Genomic DNA, 4,543 nt, shown 5'->3' on the forward strand with positions numbered 1-4,543 from the left:
GCCCCCTCCAGGACCGCTGACGTCAGGTCAACCAGGCGTCAGCTCGACCTGGCGTCAGCTCAACTCGGCGTGGCGGGCCCGCAGCCGGCGGGCGCCCTCCTCGGTCAGTGACCCGTGCAGCCGCAGCCGGGCCACCGCACCGTCCGGGTAGATGTCCATCCGGACATGGGTGACCGGCGGTGCGTCGGTCAGCAGGAAGCGGTGGATGGTGTCGGGCTGGAGCCGGGTGCGGGGCAGCAGTTCGGTCCACTCCCCCGTCTCGCCGTCCTTGCCCACCAGGCTCACCCAGCCGGCGGCGTTGCCCCGGTAGCAGGCGGTGTCGACCTCGACGGCGCGGACGCGGCCCTGCCCGGCGAGGACGTAACTGACCCAGTCGTGGCCCTTGTCGCGGCGGCGGCGGGTCTCCCAGCCCTCGTCCATCTTCTGCGAACGGCCCGGCAGGATGCTGTTGACCGGCGGCGAGAAGAAGCGGTCGGAGGCGTCCTCGGCCAGTCCGCCGTTCTCCAGCGCCACCAGGTCGAAGGTGCCCAGCGCCGCCAGCCACTCGGGGTCGGCGACCACTTCGCCGTACACCCGCAGCCGGGCGATGCCGCCGTCGGGGTACTGGCGCAGCCGCAGGTGGGTGAAGCGGCGCTCCTCGGTGACGAGGAAGCCGTTGGCCGCGTGCCCGCCGACGGGGGTGCGCGGGACGAGGGTCGTCCACTTCACATCGTCGGCCAGCAGTTCCTCGGGGGAGGGTGCGCCGGGTACGCAGGTGGCCTCGACGGAGACGGCAGGCGGGTAGTTGCCGCGGAAGTGCGCGGTGTCCACGACCAGGCCGCGGATCACCCCGGGCGCTCCCAGCTTGACCAGCGCCCAGTCGTGCTCGTCCTCGGCCGGGTGCGGGGTCTCGGCACAGGCACCGCGGCGGCGGCGGGTCTCCCAGCCGTCCATGACCTTGCCCTTGTGCTGGAAGGCGTGCGGATCGAACTCGGCGCGCTCGGGGTTGAGCAGGTTCTCCCGCTCGGCGAAGAACTCGTCGTTGGCGGCGATGACCGTGGCCCCCAGCCTGCGGTCGGCCAGGTCGGGGAGGTGGGCGAAGGGGAACCCGGCCTCGGGCGCGCGGTAGTCGGCGTAGGTGTCGCCGCCCTGGTAGGGCTGCGCGTCGCCGGTGTAGCCGGGGATGCCTGCGGTCTGCGCCGCTGTCATGCGGTCTTCCTTTCGATGAGTCGTCCGGTCCTGCCGGTGGGAACCCCGTGGTCGGCGACGCGTTCGCCGCGCAGCCACGCGGAGCGGACGACGCCGTGCAGGGTCCTGCCCGCGTAGGCGGTCACCTGGTTGCGGTGGTGGAGCCGGGCCGGGTCCACGGTGAAAGTCTCCTCGGGGGCGAGCACCGCGAAGTCGGCGTCGCAGCCCGGCGCGATGGCGCCCTTGCCCTCCAGTCCGGCCAGCCGGGCCGGGGCCTCTGACATCCAGCGGACGACGTCGGCCAGCGCGAGCCCGCGGCGGCGGGCCGCTGTCCAGACGGCGGGCAGACCGAGCTGGAGGGAGGAGATTCCGCCCCAGGCGGTGCCGAAGTCCCCGGTCTTCAGGTCGGTGGTGCAGGGCGAGTGGTCGGATACGACGCAGTCGAGGGTGCCGTCGGCCAGGCCCTGCCACAGCGCGTCCTGGTTCTCCTGCTCCCGGATGGGCGGGCAGCACTTGAACTCGGTGGCGCCGTCCGGGACTTCCTCGGCCGTGAGGGTGAGGAAGTGCGGGCACGTCTCGGCGGTGATCCGGAGCCCTTCGGCGCGGGCCCCGGCGAGCTGCGGCAGCGCGTCCCTGGAGGAGAGGTGCAGCACGTGCACCCGGGTGCCGTACTCGGCGGCGAGCTCGATCAGCAGCGCGATGGCGTCGTTCTCGGCCGAGCGGGGGCGGGAGGCGAGGAAGTCGGCGTAGGCGGGGCCGCCCTGCTGCGGCGCGGCGGCGAGCCGGCCCGGGTCCTCGGCGTGCACGATCAGCAGCCCGTCGAAGGAGGCGATCTCGGCCATGGCGGCGGCCAGCTGCGCACGGTCGAGCTCGGGGAACTCCTCCACCCCTGAGGGCGAGAGGAAGCACTTGAAACCGAAGACGCCCGCCTCATGCAGCGGCCGCAGCTCGGCGACATTCCCGGGGACGGCCCCGCCCCAGAAGCCGACATCCACATGTGCCTTGGGCCCGGCGACCTCGCGCTTGGTCCGCAGATTGCCGGCGGTGGTGGTCGGCGGGAGGGAGTTGAGCGGCATGTCGACGATCGTGGTGATGCCGCCCGCCGCCGCGGCGCGGGTGGCCGTCCAGAAGCCCTCCCACTCGGCGCGGCCCGGGTCGTTGACGTGCACATGGGTGTCGACCAGGCCGGGCAGCAGCGCGTCCTCGCCGACATCCTCGACCATTGCGCCGGACGGCACCTGGGCGTCGTACGCCAGCACCGCGTCGATCCGCCCCTCGCCGTTCACCGTGACCGTCGCCGGACGCTCTCCCTCGGGGGTGAGTACGCGCCGTGAGCGCAGGGCGAGCCGCACGTCGGACAAACCGGCCTCCTTCAGCTCTGACAGCTCCATCAGCCCTTTCAACGTTCTGTTGAAAGGTTCGCTGGACGAATCTTCGTGCGACCGGAAGAGCCCGTCAAGGGTCTACCCCTGGAGAACTCCGCAAAATGGAACTAGGCTTTCACCATGCAGAAGGAGTTTGGTGCGACACAGACTCTCGCGGAGCACCTCGCAGGGCGATTCCCGGGGCGGTTCCCGGGGCGACTCCGGGGGCGCGCGACGTAGCAGGAAACCGGCGTCCGCGCCGGGGCGTGTACGAGTAGGGCGAACCCTCGGGAGACAGTCCCCCGGCCCCCAGCCCTCGATACCATGCGCCTGACCGCAGGCCAGGAAAGGAACGCGACGTGCCGCCGTCCGCAGAGCACACAACCACCCCCCAGGCTGCCACAGCCCCTGCCGCATCCGGCGGGGTGCAGTCCCTCGAGCGGGCCTTCGACCTGCTGGAGCGGATGGCCGACGCCGGGGGCGAGGTCGGGCTCAGCGAGCTCTCGGCCGCCAGCGGGCTGCCGCTGCCCACCATCCACCGGCTGATGCGCACCCTCGTCTCCTGCGGTTACGTACGCCAGCAGCCCAACCGCCGCTACGCGCTCGGCCCCCGTCTGATCCGGCTCGGCGAGAGCGCAGCCCGGCTGCTGGGCACCTGGGCCCGCCCTTATCTGGCCCGGCTGGTCGAGGAGACCGGCGAGACGGCGAACATGGCGCTGCTCGACGGCGACGAGGTCGTCTACGTCGCGCAGGTGCCCTCCCGGCACTCCATGCGGATGTTCACCGAGGTCGGCCGCCGGGTGCTGCCGCACTCCACGGGCGTGGGCAAGGTGCTGCTCGCGCACACCCCTGAGGACCAGGTCCGTGCGCTGCTCGGCCGGACCGGGATGCCCGCGGCCACCGAGAAGACGATCACCACTCCGGAGGGCTTCCTGGAGGCGCTCGCGCACGTGCGCGAGGCGGGGTACGCCACGGACGACAACGAACAGGAGATCGGCGTGCGCTGCATCGCCGTCTCCGTGCCCGACTCCCCCACCTCAGCGGCGATCTCCATCTCCGGGCCGGCCGGGCGGGTCACCGATGCGGCGACGGACAAGTTCGTGCCGCTCATGCACGAGGTCGCCGCCGACTTGTCGGCGGCGCTCGCCAGTTCCGCGGGCCAATAGGGCTGCCTAGCGATTGGGTGCCCAACGTCGTTGTTCGACACGGGGTGCCCCTGTCCCACCATCGCGGACTGCGGGTTCGTTGTGGTTGCTGGGGGCACCCCCGGCTCGAAGAGCTTGGGGGAGCAGTTCCCCGCGCCCCTGAGGGGCGCTCCGACTCAGTCGTTGGTTGCCTCGATGGCGTTGCGCCAGACTCTGACGTCCAGTTTGACGTAGTCGCTCGGGTCACCCTGTGGAGAGTGGCCGCGGTAGGTGACCAGGGCGAGGTGGCCGGAGCTGGTGCGCACGCACAGCTGGGAGCCCGGGGAGAGCTGGCTGATCTTGACGTCGCCGGTGAATTGGGTCGCCCCCCGGCAGGTCTTGAGCGAGCCCTTCTGGGAGTTGTTCAGCAGTACGAGCTTGCCGTTGGGCTCGTCGATGCCGAGGGTCGCGCCGTCCACCATGGTGTTGAGGTACGTCAGCTCCGAGGGGGTGCCGGTGCTGGAGTCGTCCAGATCCCGCGGCTTGAGCGGATCATCAGCCATCGCCACGAAGTAGCCGTCGGGCAGATCGATGCTCTTGTACGTGACCGGCTTCGGGTGCGGCTTGGGCTTCGGATCGTTGCCCTCCCCCCTGGAGCCGCCGGACGACGTATCGCTACCGGATCCCACATTCGATCCGATCGCGTAGAGGCCGCCCCAGAAGAGCACCAATCCGCCCACGACCACGGCCGCCATCGTCTTGCCCCGGTCCCACTTCTTGCGCGGCGGCAGCGGACGGGGGTAGCCGGGGCCGACCGGGCCCGGCGGGCGGGGCTGGAAGTGGCCGGCCGGGGGGTAGGGGACTCCGCCGGGCGGAGGTGTGGGGTGC

3 protein-coding genes and 1 pseudogene are annotated in these 4,543 nt (G+C 71.6%); 1 reads left to right on the forward strand and 3 read right to left on the reverse strand.

The window, feature by feature from the left end; translation table 11 throughout:
* Positions 1–54: 54 nt before the first annotated feature.
* Complete coding sequence (gene alc / locus ITI46_RS33365; RefSeq protein ID WP_209243691.1) at positions 55–1,188, reverse strand: allantoicase; 1,134 nt, start codon at positions 1,186–1,188, stop codon at positions 55–57.
* Positions 1,185–2,528, reverse strand: a complete 1,344-nt coding sequence (allB, locus tag ITI46_RS33370) for an allantoinase AllB (RefSeq protein WP_247746985.1) — start codon at positions 2,526–2,528, stop codon at positions 1,185–1,187. Before allB ends, alc begins: the two co-directional genes overlap by 4 nt.
* A gap of 362 nt (positions 2,529–2,890) precedes the next feature.
* Here allB and ITI46_RS33375 point away from each other — a divergent pair, with 362 nt between their 5' ends.
* Complete coding sequence (locus ITI46_RS33375; RefSeq protein ID WP_209243693.1) at positions 2,891–3,697, forward strand: IclR family transcriptional regulator; 807 nt, start codon at positions 2,891–2,893, stop codon at positions 3,695–3,697.
* A 155-nt stretch (positions 3,698–3,852) separates the two neighbouring features.
* Here the strand turns inward: ITI46_RS33375 and ITI46_RS33380 are convergent.
* Positions 3,853–4,543, reverse strand: a pseudogene (locus tag ITI46_RS33380) (serine/threonine protein kinase); the annotation flags it as partial.

Origin of the sequence: Streptomyces oryzae (assembly GCF_017676365.1) — a bacterium.
GTDB classification, from domain to species: domain Bacteria; phylum Actinomycetota; class Actinomycetes; order Streptomycetales; family Streptomycetaceae; genus Streptomyces; species Streptomyces oryzae.